The sequence below is a fragment of the Cohnella sp. LGH genome (assembly GCF_017671885.1).
Taxonomy (GTDB): domain Bacteria; phylum Bacillota; class Bacilli; order Paenibacillales; family Paenibacillaceae; genus Cohnella; species Cohnella phaseoli.
In genome coordinates, this window is the sequence record NZ_CP072117.1 from 508,903 (window position 1) to 535,376 (window position 26,474).

General features: G+C 53.9%; 27 protein-coding genes. 16 read left to right on the forward strand and 11 right to left on the reverse strand.

The genetic code is table 11. From position 1 onward, the window contains the following. Positions 1-53: 53 nt before the first annotated feature. Genes J4772_RS02025 through J4772_RS02035 form a run of 3 tightly spaced genes read right to left on the reverse strand, consistent with a single transcriptional unit; the run spans position 54 to position 4,397 of the window. On the reverse strand, positions 54-1,661 hold the full coding sequence (locus tag J4772_RS02025) for an AraC family transcriptional regulator (protein ID WP_209073954.1): 1,608 nt from the start codon (positions 1,659-1,661) through the stop codon (positions 54-56). 29 nt (positions 1,662-1,690) lie between these two features. Further along, entirely contained in the window at positions 1,691-3,349 is a 1,659-nt protein-coding gene (locus J4772_RS02030) for a helix-turn-helix domain-containing protein (protein ID WP_209073955.1), read from the reverse strand. Positions 3,350-3,368: 19 nt separating this feature from the next. Beyond that, a complete protein-coding gene (locus J4772_RS02035; protein WP_209073956.1) occupies positions 3,369-4,397 on the reverse strand; it encodes an ABC transporter substrate-binding protein in 1,029 nt (342 codons plus the stop codon). Positions 4,398-4,660: 263 nt separating this feature from the next. Between J4772_RS02035 and J4772_RS02040 the strand changes: the two genes are divergently transcribed. After that, entirely contained in the window at positions 4,661-5,320 is a 660-nt protein-coding gene (locus J4772_RS02040; protein WP_209073957.1) for a DUF4386 domain-containing protein, read from the forward strand. A gap of 326 nt (positions 5,321-5,646) precedes the next feature. Here the strand turns inward: J4772_RS02040 and J4772_RS02045 are convergent, their stop codons facing one another. Further along, positions 5,647-6,867 (reverse strand): MFS transporter, encoded by a 1,221-nt coding sequence (locus tag J4772_RS02045; RefSeq protein WP_209073958.1) that lies wholly within the window; start codon positions 6,865-6,867, stop codon positions 5,647-5,649. A gap of 1,300 nt (positions 6,868-8,167) precedes the next feature. Here J4772_RS02045 and J4772_RS36845 point away from each other — a divergent pair. Both J4772_RS36845 and J4772_RS02055 read left to right on the forward strand, forming a co-directional pair. Continuing rightward, positions 8,168-8,497, forward strand: a complete 330-nt coding sequence (locus J4772_RS36845) for a hypothetical protein (RefSeq protein WP_220377224.1) — start codon at positions 8,168-8,170, stop codon at positions 8,495-8,497. A gap of 552 nt (positions 8,498-9,049) precedes the next feature. Further along, the gene (locus J4772_RS02055; RefSeq protein WP_209073960.1) at positions 9,050-9,424 is read left to right on the forward strand and encodes an S-Ena type endospore appendage; all 375 of its coding nucleotides are present in this window, start codon (positions 9,050-9,052) and stop codon (positions 9,422-9,424) included. Here the strand turns inward: J4772_RS02055 and J4772_RS02060 are convergent. Continuing rightward, positions 9,416-9,808: a DUF3992 domain-containing protein gene (locus J4772_RS02060; protein WP_209073961.1), complete on the reverse strand. Its 393-nt coding sequence runs from the start codon at positions 9,806-9,808 to the stop codon at positions 9,416-9,418. The two genes, J4772_RS02055 and J4772_RS02060, sit on opposite strands and share 9 nt — an antisense overlap. Positions 9,809-9,841: 33 nt before the next feature. Beyond that, positions 9,842-10,201 carry a DUF3992 domain-containing protein gene (locus tag J4772_RS02065; protein WP_209073962.1) on the reverse strand — a complete coding sequence of 120 codons (360 nt, stop codon included), beginning with the start codon at positions 10,199-10,201 and terminating at the stop codon, positions 9,842-9,844. A gap of 233 nt (positions 10,202-10,434) precedes the next feature. Here J4772_RS02065 and J4772_RS02070 point away from each other — a divergent pair, with 233 nt between their 5' ends. Beyond that, positions 10,435-10,953: a YcxB family protein gene (locus J4772_RS02070; RefSeq protein ID WP_209073963.1), complete on the forward strand. Its 519-nt coding sequence runs from the start codon at positions 10,435-10,437 to the stop codon at positions 10,951-10,953. Between the two features lie 132 nt (positions 10,954-11,085). Here J4772_RS02070 and J4772_RS02075 read toward each other — a convergent pair whose 3' ends face one another. Next, positions 11,086-11,868: a TerC family protein gene (locus J4772_RS02075; protein ID WP_209073964.1), complete on the reverse strand. Its 783-nt coding sequence runs from the start codon at positions 11,866-11,868 to the stop codon at positions 11,086-11,088. Positions 11,869-12,314: 446 nt separating this feature from the next. Between J4772_RS02075 and J4772_RS02080 the strand changes: the two genes are divergently transcribed. Together J4772_RS02080 and J4772_RS02085 are read left to right on the forward strand one after the other, a co-directional pair. Further along, entirely contained in the window at positions 12,315-13,355 is a 1,041-nt protein-coding gene (locus J4772_RS02080) for an ABC transporter substrate-binding protein (protein ID WP_209073965.1), read from the forward strand. A gap of 183 nt (positions 13,356-13,538) precedes the next feature. Further along, positions 13,539-15,167, forward strand: a complete 1,629-nt coding sequence (locus J4772_RS02085; RefSeq protein ID WP_209073966.1) for a helix-turn-helix domain-containing protein — start codon at positions 13,539-13,541, stop codon at positions 15,165-15,167. Here J4772_RS02085 and J4772_RS02090 read toward each other — a convergent pair. Continuing rightward, positions 15,164-16,732 carry a histidine kinase N-terminal 7TM domain-containing diguanylate cyclase gene (locus J4772_RS02090; protein WP_209073967.1) on the reverse strand — a complete coding sequence of 523 codons (1,569 nt, stop codon included), beginning with the start codon at positions 16,730-16,732 and terminating at the stop codon, positions 15,164-15,166. The genes J4772_RS02085 and J4772_RS02090 overlap by 4 nt on opposite strands. Before the next feature lie 149 nt (positions 16,733-16,881). On the opposite strand from J4772_RS02090, the gene J4772_RS02095 reads away from it, so the two are divergent. The 7 genes from J4772_RS02095 to J4772_RS02125 all read left to right on the forward strand — a co-directional run bounded on the left by J4772_RS02095 (position 16,882) and on the right by J4772_RS02125 (position 22,749). Beyond that, complete coding sequence (locus J4772_RS02095) at positions 16,882-17,478, forward strand: RNA polymerase sigma factor (RefSeq protein ID WP_116065622.1); 597 nt, start codon at positions 16,882-16,884, stop codon at positions 17,476-17,478. Further along, positions 17,439-18,428: a hypothetical protein gene (locus J4772_RS02100; RefSeq protein ID WP_209073968.1), complete on the forward strand. Its 990-nt coding sequence runs from the start codon at positions 17,439-17,441 to the stop codon at positions 18,426-18,428. Before J4772_RS02095 ends, J4772_RS02100 begins: the two co-directional genes overlap by 40 nt. 7 nt (positions 18,429-18,435) lie before the next feature. Beyond that, positions 18,436-19,338, forward strand: a complete 903-nt coding sequence (locus tag J4772_RS02105) for an aldo/keto reductase (RefSeq protein WP_209073969.1) — start codon at positions 18,436-18,438, stop codon at positions 19,336-19,338. Between the two features lie 121 nt (positions 19,339-19,459). Next, positions 19,460-20,191 carry a polysaccharide deacetylase family protein gene (locus tag J4772_RS02110; protein ID WP_247741154.1) on the forward strand — a complete coding sequence of 244 codons (732 nt, stop codon included), beginning with the start codon at positions 19,460-19,462 and terminating at the stop codon, positions 20,189-20,191. An 80-nt stretch (positions 20,192-20,271) separates the two neighbouring features. Next, positions 20,272-21,324, forward strand: coding sequence for an NAD(P)/FAD-dependent oxidoreductase (locus J4772_RS02115; protein WP_209073971.1), 1,053 nt, complete (start codon positions 20,272-20,274; stop codon positions 21,322-21,324). A gap of 107 nt (positions 21,325-21,431) precedes the next feature. Then, positions 21,432-22,067: a DUF975 family protein gene (locus tag J4772_RS02120; protein ID WP_247740982.1), complete on the forward strand. Its 636-nt coding sequence runs from the start codon at positions 21,432-21,434 to the stop codon at positions 22,065-22,067. A 388-nt stretch (positions 22,068-22,455) separates the two neighbouring features. Next, on the forward strand, positions 22,456-22,749 hold the full coding sequence (locus J4772_RS02125; protein ID WP_209073973.1) for a DUF2277 domain-containing protein: 294 nt from the start codon (positions 22,456-22,458) through the stop codon (positions 22,747-22,749). A gap of 17 nt (positions 22,750-22,766) precedes the next feature. Here the strand turns inward: J4772_RS02125 and J4772_RS02130 are convergent, their stop codons facing one another. From J4772_RS02130 to J4772_RS02140, 3 genes are read right to left on the reverse strand one after another with little or no spacing between them, the layout of a single operon-like run. Further along, positions 22,767-23,240 (reverse strand): SRPBCC family protein, encoded by a 474-nt coding sequence (locus J4772_RS02130; RefSeq protein ID WP_209073974.1) that lies wholly within the window; start codon positions 23,238-23,240, stop codon positions 22,767-22,769. Between the two features lie 18 nt (positions 23,241-23,258). Further along, positions 23,259-23,879 carry a TetR/AcrR family transcriptional regulator gene (locus tag J4772_RS02135; RefSeq protein ID WP_209073975.1) on the reverse strand — a complete coding sequence of 207 codons (621 nt, stop codon included), beginning with the start codon at positions 23,877-23,879 and terminating at the stop codon, positions 23,259-23,261. Positions 23,880-23,909: 30 nt separating this feature from the next. Beyond that, complete coding sequence (locus J4772_RS02140) at positions 23,910-24,398, reverse strand: hypothetical protein (RefSeq protein ID WP_209073976.1); 489 nt, start codon at positions 24,396-24,398, stop codon at positions 23,910-23,912. A 205-nt stretch (positions 24,399-24,603) separates the two neighbouring features. On the opposite strand from J4772_RS02140, the gene J4772_RS02145 reads away from it, so the two are divergent. Genes J4772_RS02145 through J4772_RS02155 form a run of 3 tightly spaced genes read left to right on the forward strand, consistent with a single transcriptional unit; the run spans position 24,604 to position 26,449 of the window. Then, positions 24,604-25,095, forward strand: coding sequence for a DinB family protein (locus tag J4772_RS02145; RefSeq protein ID WP_209073977.1), 492 nt, complete (start codon positions 24,604-24,606; stop codon positions 25,093-25,095). A 60-nt stretch (positions 25,096-25,155) separates the two neighbouring features. Beyond that, the gene (locus J4772_RS02150) at positions 25,156-26,154 is read left to right on the forward strand and encodes a helix-turn-helix transcriptional regulator (RefSeq protein WP_209073978.1); all 999 of its coding nucleotides are present in this window, start codon (positions 25,156-25,158) and stop codon (positions 26,152-26,154) included. Beyond that, complete coding sequence (locus J4772_RS02155) at positions 26,147-26,449, forward strand: putative quinol monooxygenase (protein WP_209073979.1); 303 nt, start codon at positions 26,147-26,149, stop codon at positions 26,447-26,449. The genes J4772_RS02150 and J4772_RS02155 overlap by 8 nt, the downstream gene beginning before the upstream one ends. Positions 26,450-26,474: the final 25 nt, after the last annotated feature.

A 26,474-nucleotide genomic window follows, 5' to 3' on the forward strand; every position in this document is an offset into this window, starting at 1 on the left:
TGAAACTATACAAGGTATCCGATCGTTCGACTACAAGCAGAAATGACATTTGCTCATGCAAATTTGTGATCAGGCAGTAACTGCCGCGCCAATATATTCAATTGAGCTTGTGTGGAGAGCGGATCATAGCCGCAGAAGAGGTCGGCCCCATACAGCCAATACAGATGATTGCTGCGGACGGCCTCTAATCTCGACCACTGCGGAGCTTGGGACAGGCGTCGAAGGAAAGGACGGGACTTCGGGCAGGAGGGCGTCCCCGTTATAAAAATATGATCGGCCGGATACGAATACAGTTCTTCGACCGATGTCTCTACGTAACCATGGGAGAACAAGGCCGGCTCTGGGGGCCGAAATCCGAGGTCCCCGTACAAAATATGTGCGCCTCTTCCGTAGCTGCCGCTGCACGCAAACGCCTTATCACCCGCCAATTCCCACACGATAGCAGTTCCTCTTTGGCCGAGCCTCTCGTCCAAGGCCCGGTTGATCCGGTCGACTTGTTCGTCGTAGCGGGCCAGCCATTGCTCGGCTTCTCGTCTTTTGTCCACCATATTGGCGATCATAAGCAGCTGTTCCCGCCAGTTCATCGTGCGAAACGGCAGCTCGATCACGGGAGCAAGCGGAAGCAGGCCCCTGTTTTCCTTTGCGGTGTTGTAATGGATAATCATGTCCGGACGCGCTTCGGCCACCGCATCGTACAAGCTGGTCGGGGTATGCCCGTTCGGATTCAGCGAGATGCCGGAATGCCCTGACGTTCGGGCTTTGTTTTTCTCCAGCCAGGAGGTATAGACGCCAAGCTCCGGCGTTTGGCCGAGCGCCATCAGAATGCCGGTATGATTCAGATTCAGCGCGGCGATCCGCTTGGGCTTGCGCCTGAAGGCGGTTGGGGACATCCCGACGACGTCCTTGAATTTGCGGCTCAAGTAGAGTCCTTCCTTGAACCCGACTTGACGGGCCAGCGCGTTCAACGCCGTATTGTCCACGAGAATGCGGCTTTGGGCGTTGCGAATCCGCAGCATCGTCAAGTAGTCGATGAAGGTGCGGCCGGTATGTTTGCGGAACGCGCGGGAGAAGTGCTCGGGACTGACGTTTGCCCTCTCCGCCAGCTGTTCCCTCGTTAGATCCTCGGTATAATTGGCTTCGATAAACTGCACCGCCCGGGATAACCAGTTCGCGGACGCCACCCGAGTCGACGACAGTTCCCGGCGAAGCTCGGACAGCAAGCGGCTGAACAAGAGCTGCACCCGATAAGGCTCGCCCTCGTCCGGCTGCTCTTGCCATGCGGCATACAGCTCGGCGGCCAGCCTCATGCAATCGGCAGAGCAGCGTTGCACCATCTCGAATTCCGGATCGGAATTGCGATTATCCGCGGCGCTTGGCGGATAGTGAACGAATTCGATATAGAGGCCCTGTAAGGAAGTGCCGGGCCCGATAGCGACAGCCTGCGATGCGGAGCGGCCAAGCAGCGCAAATCCGCGAGCTACTTTGTGCGGATGCTCGTAGAGATGCAGAGCCCCTTTGCCTCCCCAAACCACGAGAAGCTGGGAACGGTTCGGCATCGGTTCCAGGGGGCCGGATGCAGCATATTCGGCAAGCTCGGCAATCCGCATAGGAATGGCGTAAGGATGCGGGGCGGGAGAAGGGGGCAAGGAACTAAACGGCATCGTAGTTTCACTCCTCTATTGAATAGTCTTTATGACCATAGATCCGGAAACCGTTCCAGCGTCAATTGACTCGTAAACGCGTCGTCCGAATTCCAGAAAGAATCCAGGTAGTGGACTTTGCCCGCCTGAACGGCGGGCAGCCGATTCCAGCCCGGCCATCGGTTAAGCTCCGACAGCGAGTCGGAAGTATGCCGACCGGGATGCGTAAAAACGAATAGCCGATCGCCTATGGCGTATTCGCTTAGACGATCAGAGGCAATTGAAATATAGTAATGACCGCGGGCGGGACGCAGGCGTTGAACGCGCTCGTCCATGCGGAACCCAAGAGGGTGGTACAGCAGCTTGGCCAGCCCGCGAAACCGATGAAGCAAATACAGCCTTCCATTGCAGTCATAGAACAGGACCGTCGCCGATTCGTGGCGCGCCTTGCGGGATTGGAGCCGATGCCACAGTTTCTCGCGGCGCATGTCGTACGAGTCGAGCCATTGCCGGGTTCTCTCGCGAATGCCGAGCACTTCTCCAAGCTTCTGCATTCGCAGATGCATGGGGGCATATTCGTTCAGTCCGATTGTCGGCGCGATCGCGGACAGCTCCGGATGCCGATCGCTCCCGTAACGGCTCAATAGGACGAGATCGGGATTTAACGTACGGATCTTGTCCGGATCAAGCGGAAAACCGATCTCCTGGGTGGACTGAATTTTGTCGGTAAACGAGTCGTTGTCGCAAAACCGCAAATTGGCTCCAACCGGGGCGATATCCAATGCGAGCAAGTCGCCCAGAGTGCCGGCATCGTCGTAGACGATACGTTCGGCCGGTGCGGGAAGACGATGCGTGGTTCCACGGCGGTCCGTCGCATCGGGCCTGTGGGCATAGATCCGGGCGTACTGGCCGGGAGATATTCCGGTTGCAAGCTTGAATCTACGGTTGAAATAGTACTCGTCCTGGTAGCCTACGCGGTGGGCCACCTCCCACACTTGCCCGTTTGAGTCGCTCAGCAGCCTTTTGGCCTGTTCGATTCTCAATCGGGTCATGTAGCTGCTCGGATTGCTGCCAGTCATTTTCTTGAACACGCGCAGGTATTGCCAACGCGGAAGCCGCGCCATATCCGCCAATTGCTGTATGGTGAGGTTTAGCGAATAGTTTTTTTGCATGAAGCTTAACGTTTGCTTCACGGCATGCTTCGGATCGCAGAGCTGCTTCTTCTCCTCGAGAACGCATTGCTCCAGAAGCAAAGAGAGCAGGGATAGAAACCGGATCTGTCGACCGAGCCGGGGAAGCCCGTCCTGCTGACGATCCTCGCTTTTCAGACTATCGGCATATTCATGAAGAACGGCCGCAGGGAGCTTCGCCCTGCCGGAAAGCAGCTTTAATATCCGCTGTACAGCGGAGCCGTTGGCGCGGGCGTTCAATGCGGCAAAGGAGAGAAGGCATACGTCGCATCCGGCCCCCTGGCTAATCAGCGAGGCATCGCTGCCGGAAACGATCAAGAGGCAGACCCCGGGGCCTGCCGATTGCGCTCGCTGTTCGATCTTCGCCTCCACCGTGCCCTGAAGCACCAGAAGGAGGCGAAGATCGTCGGTTTGTTCAAGAGTAAGAGATTCCGGGCCTTCGCACGTCAGGCGAAAGGCATCCGTTAGTACGAACGTTAACGGGGATGCCGATCGGCCGTTTGAAGAAGGTAAAAACATAGGCTGGCTCTCCTGTTGCTTACTCGAACATCTCGCTGTCCAGTATCTGCGGAAAGACGTCGACGAGCTTACGAGTAGTAATCAAATCATTGTCGTTATATTCGAGCGGGATGTAATGGATTTTTCCGTTTTTAACTGGCGGTAAACTCTGGAAAACCTTGCTCTGCTTCAATTGCTTAAAGCCTTCTTTGGCATCGGCGTTGCTGTCGTACAGCAGGAACAGACGATCGGCGATCAATACGTCATGCAGCGCTTCCTCTGTAATTTCGATATAAGGAGAAGGGGAAGACGACGACAGTGAAGCCACCTTGTCCGACATTTTGAATCCCATAGGATGATTGATTAGGTCGAATACGCCGAAGTTTTTCATCAGGTACATTTTCTTATTCCAGTAATAGACGACGACAGCCGCGGTCTCTCCCTCGGCTATTTTCCCTTGCTCTCGAACCTGCTGCCACATCGAACGGGTTTTCTGCTCCAGATCGGACAAAATCGCCTCGGCCTCTGCTTGTTTGCCGAGAATTTCTCCGATAACGGTAATCCGCTGCTGCAGCGGCACAGACTCGTCGAAAGCGGCGACGGGGCCGATTTTTTGGAGCATATTATATTCGTTGTCCTGCGTCTCGTAGCCCATAATCATCAGGTCGGGTTCGAGCGCTGCTAATTGCTCCAGATTGGTGGGCATGCCGATGTCGGGCGCTGCGGCGCTTAAGCTCTCGTGAGTCGACTTGAGAATGTTGGAATTGCTCATATAACGATGCGGATAGGCGATCGGCTGGAATCCCAATTCCTTAACGTCGATAATGGTTCCCGATCCGGCAATCACGGCGATTCTTTGCGGATGGACGGGGATCTCGGTTGTCTTGTCCTGAAAGTCTTTATACGTTTTGAACGCTGGAGGGGCTTCGGATGCGGTGCCGTTATTCGCACTTCCCTCGGGCTGCGCTTCGGAGCGCGATTGCGTGGCAGAGGGGCTACAGGCGGCGAGCAAAATAATCAGTGCAAGGAATAAGGCGGTTGTCGATACAAAGGAAGGCAGTCTGTTCATGGCGTTGCATTCTCCTGTTCTATCTGTACTGTACACTATTTGATAATGATTATCATTATCCTTTTTCGCCATTTTAGATTACACCGGACTCTTCGGGAACGGCAATGGATGAAAGTTACGACTTTTTGCACGGAAGATACGGGTTGTCCATACAAACGCTCTAACTCAGATCGATACTTTAGTAGCTACAAGCTCTAACCTTCCGGGGGATACAATTCAGGTTAACGAGGCGGAACCGTCCGCCTATTAACGGGAGGGGAATTATGGATACGTATAGGAAATCCGCGGCCTTCGCTGGTGTGCTGTTTTTGGTGGCAACGGCTGCATACATGTCGGGGAATGCGCTTATCGAATCGATCTTAGGCGCTTCCGATTATCTGGAACGCGCCGCAGATTATCAAAGCCGGATCGTCTTGGGGGTGGTGCTGGAGTTCATTAACTCCGTCTCCGTTGTCGGTATCGCGATTGCGCTGTTCCCGATTTTAAAGCTATGTAACGAAAAAATCGCGCTGGGATACGTAGGATTTCGAGTGATTGAGGCAGTTTTGCTTCTTGTCGGCTCCGTCGGTCCGCTGCTGCTTGTCGCTTTAAGCCGGGAATATGCTGCAGCCGACGTTTCGTCCGATCTTCACGTGTTGGGGACGCTTATTAAAGAGGGAAGTACTTACGCATTTCAATTGGGCATGCTGGCACTCGGGGTATACAGCTTATTTTTCTGCTATTTGCTGTATCGGTTCAGGCTCGTTCCGCGTGTATTGTCCGTGCTGGGCTTCATAGGTTATGCGGCTTTGTCGGCTAGCGCGATTACGGAACTGATGGGCCATGACGGAATGCTGCTGTACATTCCGGGAGCCGTGTTCGAGCTTGCGCTGCCGCTGTGGCTGATGATTAAAGGGGTCAAGCTTCCGGAAGGAGCGCGGTAACGACGAACATGCCATCGGCAGCGAGTTTGTACGATTTTCCCTACAAACGTCCGCCGTTTGAGCCTGATCCGAGCTACTTTGTACGATATTCCCTACAAACGTCCGCTGTTTGAGCCCGATTTGAGTTACTTTGTACGATTTTCCCTACAAAAACTTCCGCTGTTTGAGCCTGATTCGAGTTACTGTGGATCAATCATAGCTAGTAGACACTCCCTCATACGCTCCTGAAATCACTTTGGGTTTCCCCATTCCGATTTCAGGAGCGTATAGCATTGGAGGGAGATCTTCCCTGTCACTTTGAGTCCGACAACGGACAACGGGCATATTTACGACTGGGGAGCGGGATCGGAAACCTGTAGTTTCTTGAAGCTCGCTAAGAGTAACGCTCCGGTCAGTACCGTTACGACTCCCGACCAGAAGAACCAAGACTGTATGCCATATTTATCGACGAGCGGACCAGCCAGCAGCAGCCCGATCGGGGAAGCCAAGAGCATGACGCTGGTGACCAGCGAAATGACCCGCCCTAGCATTTCCGGAGCGTACGCTTTTTGGATCATCGCCATATAAGGGCCGTTGAAGAACGGAGAGGCCGCCCCCATCAGGAACGATAGAGCGATAAAAACAACGAAAGCGCCGGGGCCGATCATACCGCTTGCCAAGCAAGTTAATCCGATAATGACCAAGCTCCAGCAAATATAGGTGATATCCTTCCATTTAGAAGCCATGACGGCCAGCAGTAAACCGCCGAGAATCATCCCGACGCTGAATACCGCTTCAATCAGGCTGGCGCTATATCCGCCGCGTCCGAAATGGGACAGCGTCATGAATGGAAACAACGTGGCCAAAGGCATGAAGACGATGCTGAACACCGCGGTAGCTGCGGTGATGATGACGATGGGACGCGCTTGCACGAAGGTTTTCCATCCCAGCTTAAACTCGTTGAGAAAATGGGGAGCCTCCTGAACTTCGGGCTTCGGCTGACGAATAGGAACAAATAGGAGCATGAGATTCGCGATCAACGCGCCCACAACGTCCAAGAACAGCACAACGCCTAGAGAAGCGGCTGAGTATACGGCAATGCCGAGAGCCGGACCAATCACCGTCGATACCGAGAACACCATTTGGTGCCAGCCTGCGACTCGGGTCAGTTGATCTTCAGGGGCAAGCAGCGGTATGGCCGCCTGCAGCGCAGGAGCGTGAAAGGCGGAAGCGATTGAACGAATCAGCAAAATGACATAGACAAACCCTAGGCTAGGGTCGCCGAAATAGTAGTACAACCCCAGAATGAGGCTGAACAGGGCGATCGAGCTGTCGGCTGCGATCATGGTGAGTTTGCGGTTCCATCTGTCCAACCATACGCCGATGAAAGGACCGAGAATCGCTTGCGGCAGAAAACCGACCAAACCGGCCATCGTCAGCACAACGGCAGATTCCGTCGTGGCCGTCAAATGCCAGATGATCGCGAATTGTACCATGGAGCTGGTCAGTATAGAGAAAATCTGTCCGGAGAACAGAATCGTGAATGTCTTTTTCCAATTGGTCGCCATAAAAAACCATCCCTTCGTTTATACATTGCGCGAAAAATGAAACGCCAATAAACTCATGCCATTTTCACAAAAAACGGCTGAGCTGCTCATTCATTCTTACACTATCTTAAACGGATGGAATGGGTCAAAACCGGCACCTCCCAAGTTACTGCCAGTGTACCAAGCGCGGCTCGTCATTGCAATAAATAAAGGGGTGGCGCCGGGTCATGCCAGCCGGATTATGTCCTCCTGAATCGAATCCTCCGGAAGTCCTCCTCCCCCATAACGACTTCACGTTCGTACGTTGCGCCGGATGCGTCCATCGAAATAGACCTGTACTATAAAACGGGCGAGGATCAATTGCGCTAGCGTGGGGGGCTGAGGTAGGCGGCCAATCATTTCAAGCGACGATAGACATCTATGTAATGGACAGGTAGTTGCGGCCAATATCCGTAACGTGATAAATGAATCAATCTAGCAGGCAGCGGCAGGAGCGCAATCAAAATGAAAGAAAGGAACATTGAATAGTTAGTAAGAGCCTGTACATCGGGCATGGCGATTGGGGGCGGACGGAATGAAGTCATGCTGCGGTAAAACGGGAAGCACCTCCGACTGCTGCTCCAGCTGCGAGAACGAGAGTGGTGTTGTTTACGGTGTTTCTCATAAAAAGCAATACGCCCCCTGCTGTCCTCCATTGTTTTGCGACGGTACGGACGAACCTATCGGCCCGACCGGCCCAACGGGTCCAACAGGCCCAACCGGTCCAACCGGTCCAACGGGGCCAACAGGCGCAACCGGCCCAACGGGCCCAACGGGTCCAACGGGTCCAACAGGCCCAACAGGCCCGACCGGCCCAACAGGCCCGACCGGCCCAACAGGCCCGACCGGCCCAACAGGCCCGACCGGCGCAACTGGCCCAACTGGCCCAACTGGTCCAACAGGTGCAACAGGCCCAACGGGTCCAACAGGCGCAACGGGCCCAACAGGCCCAACAGGCGCAACGGGGCCAACGGGTGAAACGGGCCCAACTGGCCCTACAGGCGCAACGGGCCCGATCGGTCCAACAGGCGCAACGGGTCCAATCGGCCCGACCGGTCCGAAAGGTGCGACCGGTCCAAGAGGTCCCACAGGTCCAACCGGCCCAAGAGGCCCGACGGGTCCCAACTTTGCAACCAATGGTTTTTCCGCGAGAATCAACAATGTTAGCGTCAGTGCCAATGCTACTCTGACAAACTGGTCCACGGCCAGCCCTTACTATGGGAATGCGGCCTTTAACGCGACAACAGGCGTGTTCACTGTTCCGGCAACGGGTAGATATTCGGTGAAGGCCACGATCAACTACACTACCGTCGCTGCTCTGAGCGTCCAGTTGGGCGCCGGCGTGTATCCTTCTTTTAGAGTGCGTAGAACCTCTCCCGTCGTCACGGAACTTATAACCGGTATTTTTCCACTGTTGAACGTCAACATTGCGCTGCTTCTAACCCTCAGGGTAATTCTCGGCAGCGGCGAGATTACGCTGGCGGGAGACGTCGAGCTGAATGCGGGGGATACGGTCGTGTTGGTGTATGCGGCGGATACGCTAACGATCAACATATCGCTGGGCGGCGTCGAGAACGAAGGCATTGTCTGGTCCATTCATCAGATCGCGTAGTCGCTTTTGAACTAAATGTTGGGCAAGCGCCCTCTTTTGACTCTATCGACCCGAATAGGCTAACCAATTGCCCGCCTCCTTCATCTAATACAAGTAAGGTAGGGGTGCGAGGGGGGGCGATCGGAATTGAAGCGGAGCCAATATAGGCGAGGCAGATACAAAACGGGAAAAAATCAACTATACCCCATCTTACTGCGTTCTCTTCTGTGTCTCGCTAAAGCCGCCAAACCCATCAAATCAATCAAACCCACCAGATCCGCCGGGCCCGCCAAAACCGCAAGAGCCTCCAGAGCAACCGATCGCCAACCCTGCTGCCAATCAAAGAGAAATCCCCGCCGCCGTCAGAAACGCTGCCCTACCCGCAGAAAGCCGACCCACAGGAAACCCTGCAGATCCAGAAAGCCGACCCACAGGAAACCCTGCAGATCCAGAAGGCCGACTTGCAGGCCGAAGCAGCGGAGGAAGCTGTCGCACCCTGTCGTGTGGCGCTCGACAGATAACTCTTCCGTCCTGTGGGATCCGAGCACGCGAACCGCGTCGGTCGATAACATCTTGGATCCAGGAACGCGCTCCCCTCCGGTCGAGAATGCCTCCCAACTGACGGAGAAGGAGTGCTGCGGGAATTTTCTTATTCAGGAAAACCAAACAAGCCCGCAGCTGCTGTGGACAATGTCCCCAGGCTTACAGGCAGAGTTAACCCAAGTTTCATTATTTAACGATACCTCCAGCAGCGGCAGTGTCGAAATGACGATTGCCGGAGACCGATCCTCATTCGTCATGCAGATAGAACCCGGAACTACCGGAACCTATACAGATCGGAACATCGGATCGATCCACGTTGCCTTGACGGGCAACAAGCCGGGAATCGCCGAAGGAAAATATGTCGTGACCGCGTTCTTCAGACTGGGAGAGCGCAAATCAGGCTAGCGGGTAACGAACCGTGACGCAGAGCTCGCCAGAGTACGTACCGTCATTCGCCCCTGCATCGGATTCCGGAAGGATGACCTGCAATTGAGCAAATCGGCGAAAAGTGAATGAGGGCGTCGTTCCCGGCGAGACTGCGATCGGGGCCCCGATATTGTTCCCTCCCGAGTCGATGGGCTGGAGGGTGACGTTCGCGGGTCCGGATGCATATTGCAAGTAGCCTGTCGCATAAAGATTCTGACCCATGTTATTGACATAGACGACGATCGGGACGGGAGCATCATCATCCGCCGTAACCGTTCCCGTCCAAGGGATGCACACTTTATCCTGCACGTATTCCTGGTCCGGGCAGCAGCTTAGCGCCGAGGTCGCGCAGTTAGAGGCCAATTCTAATCAACACCTTTATCGAAAGTAGTAGGACTAGCTCACGGGATATCGGGTGGTAATGCAGAACTCTCCTTCGTACTGACCAACTGTCGCGGCGGTGACCACCTGAATCGTAGCGAATCGGCGATAAGTAAACGAGATGCTTGTTCCTGCGGCAATGGCGGCGAAAGTGGCAATCGTTCCGCCTGCGCTGTCAAGGATGTTGAGCGTAATCGTGCCTGGGCCCGATTCGAACCGCAAATAACCGGTGCCGACGATATTTTGGCTTAGATTGTTCGTGTACACAGTCAAGGTTGTCGTATTCGCCCCGGCCCACGGACTGCACACTTTATCTTGGACGTATTCCTTTTCCGGGCAGCAAGATAAAGCGGAAGACGAGCAGTTGCACCCCATTAATGAAGCAGCTCCTTTGCGATTCGGTAGTGTAAGATAGCTAATGCGAATTGTCCTACTTTTGCGTGGATACATACCCAAAATTATTGGGACTAAGGTGGAATTACAGAAAAAAGGAGAAGGGGGAGGCCCGGTAGAATTAGTGAATGACCCAGTTTATTTTCTGCAAGCGCCTCTGTCATTCCAAGTTCATGGGGGCGATTCTGACAACACATTTTTACAGAGGTGAAGCAATGCCGGAGTTTTTCGAAGTGAGAACGGAGAATAGGGGGAAGGAGTATTACAGATTTAATCGGTTTCATCTTTTCCGCAGGAAATGGTACATTGCCTATTTACCGCCAATTGTTTCGGGGGTTCTCGGTTTGTTGGCCTTTCTCGACGGAGAGCCGTCGCCCGCGTACACCTTATGGGCAGTCGCAATCGTTACGCCGTTCTTAATGCTGCTGTTGCTGGCGTTGGCGGGCAGAAGGCATCTGAAAACCAATAAAATATACGCCAGCATGAAAAATATATACTACCGCTTCGACCGCAGTTCCCTGTTTTGCGAGACCGTGGATCCGAGGCTTAAGACGACATTGGAAACGGACTGGGACAATGTCTATCGAATCTACGAATCGAAAACAAGCTTCTATATCTACATAAGCAATCTGCAAGCGTTTATTATCCCTAAAGCGGACATCGTAACCGGGCGTCCCAACGAGCTGTCGGAGATGCTTGAGCAGTTAATCGGGAAAAGGCTGCGCAAATGCTAACGTCAAAAGTGGAGTTTTCCGTCATCGCCAAACATGTCATTTTACATGGCGTAACAAAGTGGGGTAATCAAGGTTTTATGAGGTGAAAATGAACCGGGCACCGCTCTAGGCAGCGCCCGGTTCGAATCCGAATTATGCCGCGTGAGCGGATTCTCCGCTTTTGCGCTTTTTGCCGGACAGGAACCAGCCGCCGAGGGCGATCGCCAGCAATACGACGTAGAAAGTGATCTTCCAGCCCGTAGATTCCGCGAACTCGTGAGGAATGACATGCAGGGAAGGATGCGCGAGCGTATGAACCGCGAGCTTGACGCCGACCCATCCGACGATGACGAAGGCCGCGACCTCCAGCGATGGCCGGCTTTCCAGCAGCTTAACGAACAGGTTGGCGGCGAAACGCATGATCAGAAGTCCGAGAAATCCGCCTAGGAAAATAACGATGAAGTGTCCGCCGTCCATTCCTCCGATCTTTGGCAGCGTTGTCGTCGGCAGCGCCACGGCCAGCGCGACGGCAGCCAGAATCGAGTCGATCGCGAAGGCGATATCCGCCACCTCGACCTTGAATACCGTCATCCAGAAGCCGGATTGCTTTTTTTCTTTTTTCTCCGCGGCTTCTTTTTCTCCCTTTTTTACGATGATCTTACGGAAGATGTGGTTAGCGGCAATGAACAGTAGATAAATCGCTCCGACTGCCTGCACCTGCCATACGTCCACTAGGAACGAAATAGCGAACAGAGAAGCGAAGCGGAACACGAATGCGCCGGCCAGACCGTAGAACAACGCTTTTTTGCGCTGCTGCTCGGGCAGGTGCTTAACCATGATGGCGAGCACAAGCGCGTTGTCCGCAGCTAGCAATCCTTCCAATGCGATCAATACGAGCAGCACCCATCCGTACTCCAACAGTAATCCGAAATCCATTCCCAATCCCCCTTGTGCAAATAGAGACAAGCTTACCGCTTTATTCTTCCCAAGAACGCGAAGAGACCTTCGCCTTGTTGGACAAAGGTCTCGCTAACAGCACCGTTAAGGCAATGCCAATAAAGCCGGAGAGCCGCGGCTCTCGTATTGACGACTTTTATTGTCCAGCTACTCCCCTTTGGAGTGGAACTATTCAGTTGCGGCAAGCTTTCTAGAAAAATAATACGTGCTGCCTAATCCGAGGTTTCAGAGGAATTCGCTTCATTAAAGCGTCCCGGATCGAGGTCGACTTTGAAGCTATAATCGGAGATTTTGCATAAAACGTACCTCTCGGAGGGAAGTTGGTCTGTTTTTGCTCCGAAAACTCCATTGTTGGCACCGAATAGTCTCCTTATAATAGGAGCATGATGAGAATCATTATCACTACAAAAAAGGGAGTCAAAATCATGTCTGTCATTCGCAAGCCTACAGCTATCGTTGCTTTGATGCTGCTTCTCGTTGTTTCCACGCTGCTGGGCGCATGCGGGAACGATAAAGCCGCGGAGAGCGGCGGCGCCTCCAGTCCCGCCAATTCTCCAGCCGCATCTCCGACCTCTACCCCGTCGTCTTCTCCTTCAGCATCCGCATCCTCCGAAGCCGGCGAGGGAGAGACGAGAATCGTCAGTACGGTTAACGGCGACGTTGAGATTCCGGCGAATCCGCAGCGAATTGTGGCCCTGTACTATCACCACATTTTGTATGCGTTTGGGGAGAAGCCGGTCGGCGCCAATCTGACCTGGTGGGGAGGCAGTCCGTTCCTGCAGGAGCAGGAAGCCGGTCTTACCGACGTTGGAGGGCCGCCTACTCTGGAAGCGGTAGCGGCTCTGGAGCCCGATCTGATTATTATGAACAGCAACAATGCGGAGGATTACGAGCAATTTGCCAAGATCGCTCCTTCCGTGCTTATTCCTTACGACGGCAACCGCAACGTGTACGAAGATGCGGAAGAGGTCGCGAAGCTGCTGGGCAAGCCGGAAGCGGCAAGCCAGCTCAGGGCGGATTTCGAGAAGAAGGCGGAGGCTGCGCGAGATAAGATCGAGAACGTAGTGAAGAGCGGCGCCAAGGCTGCGATTATCCGCATCGACGGCAATGGCGGTCAGTTCACCGTTTTTGGCGACAATTACGGCCGGGGCGGCTGGTCGATCTATAGGGGGCTGAAGCTGGAATTTCCCGCGAAGATCCAAGAAGCCGTCATCGACAGCGGGGCGCAGATCGTTCAGGAACTGCCGCTGGAGCAGCTTCCGGAATACGTAGAGGACGCCGACTATTTGTTCGTATCGAATGAAGGGGTCGGACTCGAGGTTATCCAGGACAGCTCGATCTGGAAGGGACTCCCCTCAGTCAAGGGCAATCGCGTTATCGAGCTGGACAAGAAGTTTTTCTATTTCGATCCGATTTCCATCTCCGCCCAGATTGACCTGATCGCGGATCTGTTAGCGAAAAAATAATCGATAAAAAATGTAGCGGGCATCTATCTCAAGGAGATAGATGCCTTTATTTTTTTCATCAATGCTTTACACAACCCCTGCTTATGGGACGGACTCTTGTTGCGTACGGAGTTCTGTTCGGCTAGAATTAAGGCACTCTAGTCATTGATAACGATTATCAATCATAAGAAGGGGGATTCCCCGATGGGCCGCTTGTCTCTGCCTTTTAGCTCCTACTTATTCACACTGGTTGACATCTCGCAAATCAGTTGCTCAGCTTCCGACCATCCCGACAGATTGCATGCTCGTACTCACGTCTTCGTTGCGACCATACAGGGCAGCGGCGGAGCAGTCATAGACGGAAGAAGGCGGCGGTTGACCCGGGCAAGCTGCTTCCTGCTATCCCCGGATACGCTGTTCGACGTATTCTCCGACAACGCCTCCGAGCTGAAGCTGGTTTGGCTGTCCTTCCGCGCGGCCCCTGTCGCGGAAGAAGAGGGGGAGCATACGGCCGCTGCTCCGTTCGATTGCCCGCCCTACGAGGAATTGAATGCGCAGCCGTTCGCCCAGATCGCAGGCCGGTTGGAAGAACTGCTGCGTCACCGCGACGAGGAAGAGGAGCTGGCCCGGTTCAAGCAGCATGTTCGGCTGCAGGAGCTACTTTACGAGCTTTGCCGAAGCAGCTCCGACACGGGTGGCCAGCTCCAGTCCCGCGAAGCCGTTCGACGCTCGATAGACCGGCTTCATCGGCTGGACCTTGCCGACATGAGCGTGGACGCTTTGGCGCGGCAAGCCAATATCGGCGCGCGGCAATATACGCACTTGTTCAAGCAGCTGACCGGCAAGAGCCCCGTGGATTATATGACCGAGCTGCGGCTGAACCAGGCCAAGAAACAGCTGCTCACCTCCAACGAGAGCTTGCAACGGATCGCACAGCGGGCCGGCTTTAAGGACGTCTATTATTTCAGCAGAAGGTTTAAGCAGATGGTCGGACAATCCCCCAAGCAGTACGTGCGGAATACGCAGGAGGGGATGAGAATCGTTGCGCTGTATTACGCCAACGTTCTGCTGTCGATCGGCGTGAAGCCGATCGGGGCCAATCTGACGTGGTGGGGAGGCAGCATATTTCTGCAAGAGATGGAGCAAGGGATTGTGGATATCGGCTGCGAGCCTTCTCTGGAGGCCGTCTCCAGATTGGAGCCCGATCTTATCCTGATGAACGATGCCAACCTATCCAATTACGGGGCGATGTCCAAAATAGCGCCGACCGTTCTGCTGCCTTACGAGGGCCAGCGCAATATATTCGAGGACGTCAGGCTGATCGGTCGATTGATCAATCGGCCTCATGCCGCCGACGAACTGGAATCGCGATTCGAGCTTCGGGCAGCCGAAGTCCGCGAGAGGCTGTCCGGAATCGTAGGCCGTCAGCCTGTTGCCGCGATTGTCAGATTCGAGAGAGAAGGCCGGGAGTTCTCCGTATTCGGAGACAATTACGGTCGCAGCGGCTGGCCGATCTATCGCGGATTGCGGTTCGGTATTCCGGAGTACGTGCAGCGGCAAGCGATCGACAGCGGTCTGCAGATTGTGCAGAATCTGCCGCTGGAGCAGCTTCCGCTCTATGCCGCGAACGCGGAGTACCTTTTCGTGTCGGACGAGGGCGAAGGCATTCGGCATGTGCAGGATAACCCGATCTGGAGAAGCCTGCCCGCCGTGGAGCAGGGCAGAGCGTATGTGCTGGATCGGGCCAGCTTCTCTTTTTTCGATCCGATCTCCATAGAAGGCCAATTGGAGCTGCTGGCGCAGCTATTGACGAAAGGTCGTACAGCTTCTTAGCTGCGCAACAGGGAAGGAGCCCTGTAGGGGGTGACTCGATTGCGGCCATCGCGTTTGGAGGCATACAGGGCCTCGTCGGCTTGGCGCAGTAGAGCGCTGAGCGCATCGTTCCGACCGCTCTCGGCTTCGGCTACTCCGAAGCTTGAAGTGACCGCAATCTCCTCTCCGGAAGCTATCAACGGCTCGGATACCAGAGCCTGCCTCAACCGTTCCGCAATCGCGAATCCCTCTTGAAGCGTAGAAGGAAGCGCGAGCACGAACTCTTCTCCTCCGTAACGCGCGAACAGCGTGTCCGGGGGAATTTTTCTTTTGCAGACGTCGACGACATGAACGAGAAGCTTGTCTCCCGTCTCGTGTCCGTAGTTGTCGTTCACCCGCTTGAAGTAATCGACGTCGAATAGCACGACGGTGAAGGGTTGGCCGTTCCGCCGGCATTCTTCCAGCATTGTCCGGCTGCGGCTAATGAATTGGGAGCGATTAAGAATTTGCGTCAGACCGTCATAGTAGGCCTGATGCTCCAATTCGCGCTGGAGCCGTTTCAGCTCGGTGACATTGATGAACATAAGCAGGCCGCCTGCGGCATCTCCGTTGCGGTGCAGAAGAGGGGAATAGCGGACTTGATAGATCTGCTCCGCTCCATCGGTCGTCCACACCAGTTCCTCCGCCCGGCCGTCAGGCCGGTGGGCGAAAGGGTACGGGGACCCGGTCAGCACATTCCAGACCTCGTCCAGCGTTTTCCCGATCAGAGTCGGGCCGAGGGAGGGAATCATCCGCCCGACCGCGTGATTGTAGTCGCTCAGACGATTCGCTGCATCCAGGACGATAACGCCTTCCCTCATGCTGTCGAAGATCGTCTCTTTGGCGATGGGGATAACGGTTAACATTTTCGTGGACAGAATGGCCCAAATATACAGAGCAGAGGTCACGCACATGACCATCGGAACGGGATCGATGCCTGCCGGAGTCAGGCCGATAAGATACAGGAAAGCGGTAACCATCGGGAGAAGCTGCCCGAAAATCAGAGTCGCAAGCTGCGGTCTATAAGATTTGCGCGTCTGTCTCCATCTGCCGAGCAAGAGCACGGTGGCGGCAAGAAGGCTGCTGGACGTGAAAATACCGTGAACGATATACCATTCGCCGATTTCGATATCGAGGTAGGGGAGGGACATGCCTTCCTTGATCTGGATGACTTTATAGAACATATGGTGGTAGTCGTTGGTGGCAACCATCAGCAGCGTGATGGAGGGGATGACGAACAAGGCGGCGGTCTGCCACCGGGTCGTCTTCCAGCCGAGATAGCGGAGAATGATCATGAGCCCGAGCGGCGCCGAGAAAGGCATCCCAATATATTCGACGACCGTCCACAGCTTCACTTTCCACAGCGTATCGCTGGCTAAGCTGAAAGCATAGGCGAAGCTGTAGATGGACAGAGCGGTCATATATAGAATAAAGGTGCGGGACCCTGGGATTTCCCGTCTTCTGTACAGAACGTAGAGGCCGAGGAAAACATTGAAAATACCCGACACGCTTACCAAAGTAATGTACGCCGTCAACTGCGAATCCATTTCATCGTTCGACTCCATTCGCGGTGATCTATGCTGCTATCGTAACACATCCGCTCCCGGCGCTGGTCAGTATTATTGCAAACCGCGGCACTTTTTGCAGGGCTCAAGTGTTATAAGGATATACGAAGCTTCAGGAGGTGTCCAAATCGTTGCAACCCACACTCCATACAGATGAGCTGGAAATATGGATCGACGCTGTAAGGCAGGGGGAGACCGAGAAGTACGAGCTGATCGTCAGAGCGTTCCAACAGCCGATTTTTCGTTACTGCTACCGTCTGTTCGCCAATCGGCAGGATGCGGAGGATGCCGTGCAGGATATTCTGGTTAAAGCCTTCCAATCTCTGGACCAGTACCGAAGTACGGGCAGCTTTCAGGCTTGGCTGTATCGGATCGCTTATCGTCATTGCCTGAACGTGCTGAGGAGACGCCGTATTCACCGGCAGGTCATGAGAATCTTCCGACCGGAGACGGTGGCGGCCAGTCCGGAGCAGGAGCTTGACGATCGGTTGTATCATCCCTCGTTGGCGAAGGCGCTATCGGAGCTGACGCCCGAGGAGCGGAGTTTGCTTGTTTTGCGGGCATTCGAAGAGAAGAGCTTTGCCGAGATCGGCGCGATTTTGCAGACAAGCCCGAACGCATTGGTGAAAAGGCTGCAGCGCATTAAGAAGAAGGTTCAGAAATCCATGAACATTAAGGAGGACATGCCATGGAAAGACTCGAAGCTGCCCATGAATACGAAGATTTGAATAATGCCGTCTACCCGAGGCGAATTCCGGAGATCGACGTTGCGGACAAGGTGATGTCCCGTATTTCCGGCCAGGCTCCTCGCCTAATTAAGTTTGGAGGAACGATGAGAAGCTCAACGGCGTTGGCAAGCCTGTTCGCCTTGCTGCTGGTCGTTTCCGTAACGGCCTATGGCGCCTCCGAATATATCCAGCTCCGAAATAAATCGGGAGATGTGAAGGTGCAATTCGTTCCGCCGGATACGGGGAGAATCACGGATAATCCGTATGAGAAGTACATCGCCAAAGCCCGGAAATTTGCGGAGCCTGGGGAGTTAATCGCCTTCTACGCGAAGGAAGGGGCGAACCTTCCGTTAGGCCCGATGCAATTTCATTTTAAACCGAAGCGTTTGCAGTCCTATTCCGATTTTGTATTGGCGATCGAACGGATCGAATCGCGCGAATTTCCGCAAGCGATGGGCGGCTACGAATTCGAATACGGGGAAATAAGCCCGGCCGTGCCCGAAAAGGGAACGAAGCTATACCAAGACACGCTTAAGGAGCTTGAACGGCTAGCTTCCCAATCGTCCGACAAAGAGAATATGGTCATGAAGGCGATTCCCTGGTCGAGCGCATCCGGAGTCAGCGGGATTTATTCTAAAGCTGGCACCCGCATCGGCATATACGCGACCCATCTGAACGGAAAGGATGTCTATGCCGAGAAGCAGGAGGATCAGACGACCGAAAAAATCGAGATAGCCGGCACTGAAGTTGTTTATAATGAGGTTAAGAAAGAGATCGTGAAAGAAATGAACAACGACGGAGTTAAGACGGCGACGTTGAGCTACGGGTATCTGAACTGGTACGACGAAGATCAGGATGCCTATTATACGCTTACGAACTTTAAGGGCGCCAAGCTTTCCAGGGAGCAATTGCTGGAACTGGTCCGAGAATGGTTAGAGAAGAAAGGATGAACGACGGATGAAAAAAAACCGCTTGGGAGGCTCCGACTTGCTCGTCGGCGAGATCGGACTGGGGTGCATGTCTCTGGGGACGGAGGTGCGAAACGCTGTCGAGCTGATTCACGAGGCGCTGGAACGGGGCGTCAATCTGCTGGATACGGCGGATTTGTACGACGACGGGCGCAACGAGGAAATCGTCGGCCAAGCGATTCGGGGGCGTAGAGATCGCGTAGTGTTGGCCACCAAAGTCGGCAACCGGCGGATTCCGGGCCAAGACGGATGGACCTGGGACCCCTCCCGGCAATACATTTTATCCGCGGTCAAAGAAAGCCTAAGAAGACTTGGTACGGACTACATCGATCTGTACCAGCTTCATGGGGGCACGCTTGACGATCCGATCGACGAGACGATCGAGGCGTTCGAGCAGTTGAAGCGGGAAGGAGTAATACGAGCGTACGGCATCTCTTCGATCCGTCCCAACGTTATCCGTGAATATGCTGCAAAATCCTCCATCGTCAGCGTGATGAATTCGTACAGCATCGTGGATCGGCGGGCAGAGGAAGCGGTCCTTCCTCATCTTCAGGAGCGAGGAATAAGCGTGATCGCCAGAGGTCCGTTGGCCAAAGGGACGTTGGCGGCGAAACGGGAGCCTTCCAGAAGCTTGCCCGACTATGACCTGGAGGAGATCAAGGCGCTTCGAGAACGACTGCGAGAGCTGGAGAGCCCGGATCGAAACCTCACGCAGTTGGCGATTCGATACGTGCTTGGTCATCCCGCGGTGGCAGTCGCCATTCCCGGAGCGAGCTCGAAGGAGCAACTGCTGCAGAACATCTCCGCGTCGCAGACCCCTGAGCTGTCCGCTGAGGAGCTTGCAGTCATTCGCTCGTTCAGTAAACCGAACATCTATAGCGATCATCGATAAAAAACGTTGCATTGTATAAGAAATAGCTAATCTGTTATCTCGTTTCGTTCCTCCGATACCGCTAGAATTGGAATATGCGGCATAGACGACCTGATTGGTACGGAGGAGTGAGCTATTGAAAATGAACGTTGGGAAGAAACTTTTATACTGCGCCCTCGCCTTGTTTCTGTTTCTGCAAGCGGCTTGCTCTTCGGGGAATCCGAAGGCGGTCGAGCAGGTCTACCAAATTAACGCCTCTACCCAAACCGTAGTCCCCCTGGATCCGGCAACAAGCAGTGCCAAGATCGTATTGCTCACGTTTGACGACGGCCCGAACGAAGCGCTGAATGCGAAAATCTTGGATGCGCTGGACAAACATAAGGCTAAGGCTATCTTCTTTATGAACGGTCCCCAAATCGAGAACAACAAAGAGCTGGTAAAGCGGGTATACGAGCGAGGCCATATGATCGGCAACCATTCTTGGGATCACATCGACCTTAGCGCGGAAAACGAGGAGACTGTCGCGAAGCAGCTCGGGGATGTCCAGAAAGCCGTGACGGACATTACGGGTACGGCTCCCGTGTTTTTTCGCCCGCCGTATCTCAGTGTTAACAATGAGATTTCCGGAATCGCGAGGAAGGCGGGGCTAGCGGTCGTCACCTGTTCGATTGACTCTCGGGATTGGGAGATGACGGCGGACAGCAACGATCCGAAGGCGCTGGCGCAGCACATCGTCGACCTGGCGCATCCCGGCGCCAACATTTTGATGCACGAGCTGCCCTGGACGGTCGAGGCATTGGACAATTTGCTGACCGAGCTCAAGGACATGGAGTATGATTTTGTCGATCCTTATTCAATTTCTCTTTCCCAATAATGATTTTCATTCTCAATGACTTGTGATACAATAAGTCCGAGGCACTAGGACGGTCAGGAGAATGAGGGAGAGGATAAAGGATGAGTGACAAGGATATTTTTGACGTAACGATTATCGGAGGCGGCCCAGCAGGGTTGTTCTCTGCTTTCTATAGCGGATTGCGGGAGCTTAAAACAAAGATCATCGAGTTTCAGAACTTCCTGGGTGGTAAGGTTAATGTCTATCCGGAGAAATTGATCTGGGATGTCGGCGGTGTCACGCCGATCACCGGGGAGCAGCTGATCGAGCAGTTGATTGCACAGGGGAAAACGTTCGATCCGACGATCGTATTGGGAGAGAAGGTCGCCTCTCTCTCTAAAGGAGAAGACGACATCTTTGTGCTACATACGGCATCGGGAGCGGAGCATTATTCCAGGACGGTTATTCTGGCGGTCGGAGGCGGCATTCTAAAGCCGACCAAGCTGAATCTGGAAGGCGCCGAAAAATATGAGGTTACGAACCTTCATTATACGGTCAAGTCGCTGACGCGTTTTAAAGACAAGATCGTACTGATCTCGGGCGGCGGCAACTCGGCAGTGGACTGGGCCAACGAGCTTGAACCGATTGCGAAGAAAGTGTATCTGACTTATCGCAATGAAACGCTGAAAGGACACGAAGCCGAAGTGTCCAAACTGTTTTCCAGCTCTGTCGTTTGTCTGCTCAATACCGAGATCGAGAAGCTGATTGCCGTTCCGGGCCAGGAAGCGATCGAGAAGGTGCTGCTGCGCAACAAAGACGACGGAGCGCAGGTTGAGCTGGAGATAGAAGAAGTCATTATCAATCACGGGTACGAGAGGGATAAGGATTTGCTTTCGAACAGCCAGGTCAAAATCGAGATGAGGGACGAGTGGGCGATCGCGGGCACTCCGATGAGCGAGACGTCCGTGCCGGGATTGTATGCTGCCGGCGATATTCTCGGTCATGACGGCAAGCTCCATCTCATTGCCGGAGCCTTCCAGGATGCGGCCAACGCGGTTAACAAAGCGAAGCAATTCATTACTCCGGAGGCCTACGCCTGGGGTATGGTTTCCTCGCATAATGAAATCTTTATGGAACGCAACAAGGAACTGAAGAAGCAGCTGTTCGCGAATTAAGCTGGATGGTTTCAATGTCTCCGCCTGTAAAAATTAGGATTGCGAACATTGGAAAAAAGAAATAGAATGGAACCGCATCCATTATGGTTAAAGGTGGAATAGACAACGTGCCGACCAGTTCAGAGCTTCGTGCAAGAGCAAGAGAAAGCTTGTCCGGAAATTGGACCAGCGCCGTGCTCCATGTTTTGCTGTACAGCGTGGTCATGGGATTTTTGCAATTCTTCAACTTTATCCCTTTTATAGGGTGGATTCCTGGTTTTCTTTGCGTCGGGGTGATGACCTACGGTCTATCGGCTTTTTTCCTTGAAATGTCGCGTAGACGAGAGGCTACGACAGAGACGCTCTTTAGCGGATTCTCCAGATTCGGGGATACTCTCATTCTATACTTGCTGATGGCGATTTTCACATTTTTATGGACGCTGCTGTTCGTCATTCCGGGAATTATTGCGGGATTCAGATACTCGCAAGCGTATTTTATTCTGAGAGACAATCCGGGAATCAGCCCATTGGAGGCTATTAGCCGGAGCAAGGAAATGATGAGCGGCCATAAAGGCAGATTGTTTGTCCTGATGCTTACCTTCATCGGTTGGGCGTTGCTTGCGTCTCTTACGCTTGGAATCGGTTATCTCTGGCTGGCGCCTTATTACCAAACCGCATTGGCGCACTTCCACAATGACCTGTTGATGCGCAACGCGCCTGTTCCTCCGCCTCCGCCGCCCCAAGAGCCTTATTATCGGGGCTAATATCGAGCTTGTTCGACAAGAGGCTGTCTCATAAGTAAAAAAGTTGTACAAAAAGATGATCGATAGAGAATGTTGTCGTGCATGTATCTCCTTCCGATGCTATACGATCCTGAAATGGGAATGGTAAACCCGTGATAAGGAAATTTCAGGATCGTATGAGGCAGTCTCCAGAAGATACATGCACTTTTTCTTGATCGATCATCTTGTACAACCCTATTTATGAGACAGCCTCTTTTTTCTATGACTGATCAATTCACGCACATGAGCGCATATCTTGCGGAGATTCACTTGCAAATTGCGCGGAGACGATTGTTGATTAATAATGAAGGTGTTGGACATAGAGAATATTCGCCGTGAAGCAAAGAAGTTAATGAGAGGATGAGAAGCGATGTGCAGAAACATTAAGACGCTGTTCAACTTCGATCCCCCGGCTACGCCCGATGAAGTGCAGGCGGCTGCGCTTCAATTCGTGAGGAAGCTGTCCGGCTTTAACGAGCCGTCGAAAGCGAATGAGGAAGCTTTCTCTCTTGCAGTGAGAGAGGTAAGCGAAGCCGCGCAGAGGCTGCTCGAATCGCTTGTCACCCGAGCTCCTTCGCGCGATCGGACCATCGAAGTTGCGCGCGCTCGCGCCAAATCCGCCAAGCGCTTCGGGACTCCCGTCCGCATCGTTCCGGCGGAATAGACAAGAGGCGATTCGGCTTAAAGCGCCTGAATCGCCTGAACGTATTGCTCATATCTCGTTTTCCACTCGTCCTCGCGTGCTGGAATTGGCCTGCCGTCCATCAGAGCCTGCACGACATCCAGACAGACGTGCCAACCGGCCAGATCCTTCGGAGTATGCTCCGTAATCCGGCGAATCGTCTCGATCAACACAAGTCGACAGCCGTTTGGTCGAGGCTCGATCTCAAAACGGACACTATCCTCGCCCCATTCGTACTCCAGTATGGATCCCTCCGAGAAATCCGTGATCGTCATATTCTCGAACGTTCCGTCCCCCATATCGAAGCGCATTCTTCCGCCTGAGCGAAGATCGTCTGAGCTTAGCTCAGAAAACCATTGTGCGAGCTTCCCGTTGTCCGTCAGCCACGTCCACGCGTGATTTGCAGAATGCTCCCAATCCCGCTCGTAGCGTGCGACAACCCCTTTTTCCGACTTGTATACATTGGCTAACATAAGATGTCCTCCAATCTTTTAACGAACTCGAACCGCATTTTCCACGATTGCCAGCAGCTCGTTTGTGTAGGTCTCCAGGTCGAGATGGGCCGCTGCATGCTGATTGAATAGAAACTCTCCAATCGCCCCGCGAATCACATTAACCATCACGCTGACGTTAAAGCTGCCAAACTGCCCGGCGGCTTGTCCTTCCTGCAATATCGAGCGCAGCTCGGCAGCCACGGGCTCCTCCTCGTCGTCATCGATTTTGTAGTAAGGAACATTATCCGGGGTACGGGAGTGGAAAACAATCTCCAGCAGCGCAGCATACTGCTTCGGGTGCGTCCCCTGATAGGCCAGACTGGCCGTAATATAGGCGCGCAGTCTATCCAGGGGCGAAGCAGACGTCTGCGTCTTGTTCAGTACATAGGCGGTAGATTCCTGGACTAAGGCGAACAGCGCATGATCCATGAGGTCGTTTTTGTCCTTAAAATGATACGAGATAAGCGCCGTGCTAATACCGGCTTTTTTCGCGATTTTAGCCAAGCTTACGTTGGAGAAGCCGATCTCGTCCAGCGTGTCGATGGCGGCTTTCAAAATCTGGGCGCGCCGCGCCTCGGCAATAAAAGACGTTTTCTCCTCCGGTTGATGGTCGGTCATAGGTCGATCTCCTTATCGAATGGAAGACGGTTACTGACTGCTTTTCTTCTTTCCGATCTTAACGATTATGGCGATGAGGATGACGATGGTTAGAGGAGCAAAGCCGAGCGGGTTAATGCCGCCAATCCGAGTCAGAATCGATCCGTCCATGAACTCTGCGGCATGATCTCCGATCCAGTTCACCGCGTACCCGATCGCCCTGACGATTAGGATGATCAATCGTAGCGCCAGAATAAGCGGAATGATGCTCAAAGCCAGCTTAAGCAGCTGGATTCCCCGCAAGCTCCTCGTCATCATCAGACAGCCCGAGATGAACGCCAGCGTACCGCCTCCAATCATAAGCAGCGGTTGTATTCCATAATAACTGATCAGCTCGCCGTGCCGCCACCTTTCCTCATAGAAAAACCATACCGACCAAAGAACCGCAATTCCCAGCAGCATCACTGCTAGGCTGATTATACGGGCCGCGAATAGAGGCAGACGGGCAAAAAATGCCGTGAAACCGGTCTCGTTCGTCATTTTCTTTTCTCCTTTATCATTAATTGATTAAACAGTCAAAATATTGATTGAATGATCAAATTATAAACTCGACATGAAAAAGTGTCAAGTGAAGGTGCAGTATATTTGTGCAATTTGCCGCGATTTTCGAATGACTGACCGTTTCTGTCAGGGATCAAAGCTTATACTGCTATTGAAATGAAGGAACGATAAAGGAGGAAGAAGAATGTTTGCGACAATTGAAGCTTTTGCGGCGGAGTGGGAGAGTGAGGCGAAACTGACCGATCGGGTGCTGAGCGCATTGACCGACGATTCCCTGCAGCAGGCGATCGTTGTAGATCGCCGGACCTTGGGAACTCTGGCATGGCATCTGGTGACTTCGCTTCGTTATATGACTGCGTTAGGGCTTGACTTCGAGGCTGGGGAGCAGGAACAACCGGATCGCGCCGTTGCGATCGCCGAGGAATACCGCCGCATCTGTTCGGCTATGCTTGAGGCTGTACGAACCCAATGGTGCGATGCCTCTCTGAAAGAGACGCAGACGATCATGGGAGAAGAGTGGGGGAACGGCGATTCCTTGCGGTTTACCTTGATGCATCAGGCACATCATCGGGGACAGATAACGGTGCTGATGAGGCAGGCCGGATTGCGGCCTCCGGAAATTTTCGGCCCGACTTACGAGAGTTGGGTCGACAAGGGCATGGCGCCGCTTGCATAGAGTGGCGTACAATGAATGAAGGTGGTTTCCAGTCCCATGCCGGGAAAGAAGGTTTGAGCCGTGACCAAAGCGGACAATATGTTATCGATCCTGTGGATGCTGCGTTCAGGAAAACGAATGACGGCACAGCAGCTAGCGGAGAAGCTGGAGATACATGTGCGGACCGTTTATCGATGCATCGATTCGCTATGCGCCAGCGGAGTTCCGATCATTGCCGATTCGGGCCCGAACGGAGGCTACCGCATTTTGGACGGCTTTTCCGAATCGCCGCTGCTGTTCGACTCGGATGAGCGGAAGGGGCTGATCCATGCCGCCGTGTTCGCGAGGGAAGCCGGCTATCCGCACTCGGAGGCGGTGGACAGGGCGGTAGACAAGCTTAAGCGCTACACGAACGAGAAACAGCTGGATCGACTTGAGCGCCATAGCGGCGGTTTATCGGTCATCTATCCGCCGTTGACAGGCAAATATCGAACTTTCCTGCAGGTGCTCGAGGAAGCGGCCGGCCAGTGGCGAACGCTGGAGATGGAGTACGATCGCGGGAAGGGAGACAGCCCGTCGACCCGATCGTTCGACCCTTACGGCATCGTATATTGGAAAGGAAGCTGGTATGCCGTCGGACATTGCGGCTATCGCGGAGAGCCGCGAAGCTTCCGTGTAGACCGTATTATAGCGTTGCGGGAGACGGAAGGGCGCTTCGAACGTCCGGCCTCCTTCTCCGCCAAGGATTTTCTCCTTGGAAGCCTGCTTCCCGACTCCGGCTCTCAGGAGCTTGAAACTGTAAGGATCAAAGCGCAGGAGCAGGCGCTGAACGAGCTGTGCCAGCACTGGCTGTTCGGACACGCGCTGGCCGAACGCAGTCCGGAGGAGGCAGTGTTCCGACTGGAGAGATCTACGTTTGACTCTTACGTTCCCTATTTCCTAATGCCCTACGGCACAGCGTTGAAGATCGAGTCCGAGCCTCTCGTCCGCAGAATGGCGGAGGTCGCTTCGCGAATGGCGGCATATTACGAATCGACGTTATCTCAACTTACAGTAGAGAGGAAGTTATTGGATGAGTAAATATTCCATGTTGGGACAGTTGATTGCTCACCCGGGTAAGCGAGACGAGCTGGCGGGCCTGATGCTGGAGTCGGCCGAGACTTTGCAAGGAATGGACGGCTGCATTTTCTACATCATCAACGAGTCGGTGGATGAGCCGGACGTTCTTTGGATTACGGAGTTGTGGGAGAGCGAGGAAGCTCATGCCGCATCCCTGAAAAACGAGGGCGTGCTGGCTGTCATCCAACGCTGCCGGCCGCTGATCGCCGGCGTGAAGCCGGTGAAGCTGCGTCCTTTGGGCGGCATAGGAATGTAGCTTTCCTTGACCGGCAGCATGAGTG

Coding starts and splice junctions, on each gene's coding strand:
- J4772_RS02155 (WP_209073979.1), top strand. CDS start 26,147: ATGAGTAAATATTCCATGTTGGGACAGTTGATTGCTCACCCGGGTAAG.
- J4772_RS02100 (WP_209073968.1), top strand. CDS start 17,439: ATGGAAAGACTCGAAGCTGCCCATGAATACGAAGATTTGAATAATGCC.
- J4772_RS02045 (WP_209073958.1), bottom strand. CDS start 6,867: ATGGCGACCAATTGGAAAAAGACATTCACGATTCTGTTCTCCGGACAG.
- J4772_RS02145 (WP_209073977.1), top strand. CDS start 24,604: ATGTTTGCGACAATTGAAGCTTTTGCGGCGGAGTGGGAGAGTGAGGCG.
- J4772_RS02090 (WP_209073967.1), bottom strand. CDS start 16,732: ATGGATTCGCAGTTGACGGCGTACATTACTTTGGTAAGCGTGTCGGGT.
- J4772_RS02140 (WP_209073976.1), bottom strand. CDS start 24,398: ATGACGAACGAGACCGGTTTCACGGCATTTTTTGCCCGTCTGCCTCTA.
- J4772_RS02115 (WP_209073971.1), top strand. CDS start 20,272: ATGAGTGACAAGGATATTTTTGACGTAACGATTATCGGAGGCGGCCCA.
- J4772_RS02135 (WP_209073975.1), bottom strand. CDS start 23,879: ATGACCGACCATCAACCGGAGGAGAAAACGTCTTTTATTGCCGAGGCG.
- J4772_RS02105 (WP_209073969.1), top strand. CDS start 18,436: ATGAAAAAAAACCGCTTGGGAGGCTCCGACTTGCTCGTCGGCGAGATC.
- J4772_RS02110 (WP_247741154.1), top strand. CDS start 19,460: ATGAACGTTGGGAAGAAACTTTTATACTGCGCCCTCGCCTTGTTTCTG.
- J4772_RS02025 (WP_209073954.1), bottom strand. CDS start 1,661: ATGCCGTTTAGTTCCTTGCCCCCTTCTCCCGCCCCGCATCCTTACGCC.
- J4772_RS02080 (WP_209073965.1), top strand. CDS start 12,315: ATGTCTGTCATTCGCAAGCCTACAGCTATCGTTGCTTTGATGCTGCTT.
- J4772_RS02070 (WP_209073963.1), top strand. CDS start 10,435: ATGCCGGAGTTTTTCGAAGTGAGAACGGAGAATAGGGGGAAGGAGTAT.
- J4772_RS02125 (WP_209073973.1), top strand. CDS start 22,456: ATGTGCAGAAACATTAAGACGCTGTTCAACTTCGATCCCCCGGCTACG.
- J4772_RS02085 (WP_209073966.1), top strand. CDS start 13,539: ATGGGCCGCTTGTCTCTGCCTTTTAGCTCCTACTTATTCACACTGGTT.
- J4772_RS02030 (WP_209073955.1), bottom strand. CDS start 3,349: ATGTTTTTACCTTCTTCAAACGGCCGATCGGCATCCCCGTTAACGTTC.
- J4772_RS02040 (WP_209073957.1), top strand. CDS start 4,661: ATGGATACGTATAGGAAATCCGCGGCCTTCGCTGGTGTGCTGTTTTTG.
- J4772_RS02065 (WP_209073962.1), bottom strand. CDS start 10,201: ATGGGGTGCAACTGCTCGTCTTCCGCTTTATCTTGCTGCCCGGAAAAG.
- J4772_RS02035 (WP_209073956.1), bottom strand. CDS start 4,397: ATGAACAGACTGCCTTCCTTTGTATCGACAACCGCCTTATTCCTTGCA.
- J4772_RS02075 (WP_209073964.1), bottom strand. CDS start 11,868: ATGGATTTCGGATTACTGTTGGAGTACGGATGGGTGCTGCTCGTATTG.
- J4772_RS02130 (WP_209073974.1), bottom strand. CDS start 23,240: ATGTTAGCCAATGTATACAAGTCGGAAAAAGGGGTTGTCGCACGCTAC.